The sequence below is a fragment of the Streptomyces albus subsp. albus genome (assembly GCF_000719865.1).
GTDB lineage: Bacteria > Actinomycetota > Actinomycetes > Streptomycetales > Streptomycetaceae > Streptomyces > Streptomyces albus_E.
The window spans coordinates 1-1732 of sequence record NZ_JOID01000071.1 but is presented as its reverse complement, the minus strand read 5'-3'; the positions used below and the strand labels follow the sequence as shown (position 1 = coordinate 1732).

Below are 1732 nucleotides of genomic sequence, written 5' to 3'. Positions count from 1 at the left end.
GCTAGGAGCGTGTCTCAGTAACGGGCAACCCGCGTGTAGCTCGTGATCATTCATGCGGGATGATCCTGGTATGCGTGATGGGGATGGGCTGTTCGAGGTCGAGCCGGTCGAGCCGAAGCGGCAGCAGACACGTTCAGCGGCGGTGGGCAAGCGGTTCCGCGCGTTCGACCCGCACCAGGTCCTGCTGCTGCCGCCGTCGCTGGACGACTGGCTGTCCGAGGACCACCTGGCCCGGTTCGTCGCGGACCTGGTCGACGAGACGCTCGACCTCACGCCGATCCTGGACGACTACACGGAAAAGCGCGGCTACCCGCCCTACGACCCCCGGCTGATGGTGCGCCTGCTGATCTACGGATACACCACCGGCGTGCGCTCCTCCCGGGCGATCCAGCGCCGCTGCGTCGACGACGTCGCCTTCCGGTTCCTCGCCGCCGACCAGGCCCCCGACTTCCGCTCGATCGCCCGCTTCCGACGCCGCCACCTCAACGCGCTCGCCGGCCTGTTCCTGCAGTCCCTGCATCTGGCGACCAAGCTCGGCATGGTCAAACTGGGCCGCGTCGCTCTGGACGGCACGAAGCTGGAAGCAAGCGCCTCCAAGCACAAGGCGATGAGCTACGGACGCCTGGTCGACAAGGAGGAACGCCTCGAAGCCGAGATCGCCGAACTGGAGGCGAAGGCGGCCGCCCTGCTGGCCGACGCGGAGGCCACCGATGCCACCGAGGACGAGCGGTTCGGCCCCGACGGCAAGGAGGTCGATCTGCCCGCCGAACTGGACCGGCGTGAGAAGCGCCTGGCCAAGCTGCAGGCCGCCCGCGCCCAGATCGAGGCCGAGGCCGCCGACAAGGCCCGCCGCCACGCCCAGGACAAGGAACGCCGCCGCCAGGAGCGCGCCGGCAGCAGCGACGAGCAGACCGTCACCGACGCCGGCGAGAAGGCTGCCAAGACGGCCCGCCCGAAGCCGAAGGCGCAGGCCAACTTCACCGACCCCGACTCGAAGATCATGAAGAACAGCGACGGCGCCTACATCCAGGCCTACAACGCCCAGGCCGTCGTCGACGAGACCCACCAGGTCATCACCGCCGCCGACGTGACGACCAACCCCTCCGACACGCTGAACTACACCGCCATGCTCGACCAGTCCACGGCGAACACCGGCACCCACCCCAAGCAGGCCCTGGTCGACGCCGGCTACTGCTCCGAGACCAACCTCGAAGCCGCCCGAGAGCGCCAACTGTCCTGCGGGACGGAGACGTTCATGGCCACCGGCCGACTCAAGCACGACGAACAGGTCCCGCCCGCACCCCGCGGACGCATCCCCAAGGACGCCACGCCGAAAGAGCGAATGGCCCGCAAACTGAGGACCAAGCCCGGCAAAGCCGCCTACGCCCGCCGAAAAGCCATCATCGAACCCGTCTTCGGCCAGATCATGACCTGCCAGAACGGCCGCCAACTCCTCCTGCGCGGCGAAGACGGGGCGCGAGGCGAGTGGCGGCTGCTGGCCACCTGCCACAACCTCCGCAAGATCTTCCGACACGCAGGGACCGTGGGACTCGCCACTGCAACCGGTTGACCCACCGGGCCTCCTGGCCCGGTCACCGGGACCCCGCCAGGCCGACCTCCCGGCCGACACGACCCCCGACTGTCGCCCCGCCCACGCCGGCACAGCGACCGCCACCAACCCCATCAATAACGGCACCACCCTGCTTGCCCGTTACCGGGACACGCTCCTAGC

Annotated in this window: 1 protein-coding gene; it reads left to right on the top strand. The window is 69.1% G+C overall.

From position 1 onward, the window contains the following. The first annotated feature begins 142 nt into the window (after positions 1-142). Positions 143-1570, top strand: coding sequence for an IS1182 family transposase (locus tag IF83_RS0129375; RefSeq protein ID WP_463607033.1), 1428 nt, complete (start codon positions 143-145; stop codon positions 1568-1570). The last annotated feature ends 162 nt before the right edge of the window (positions 1571-1732 follow it).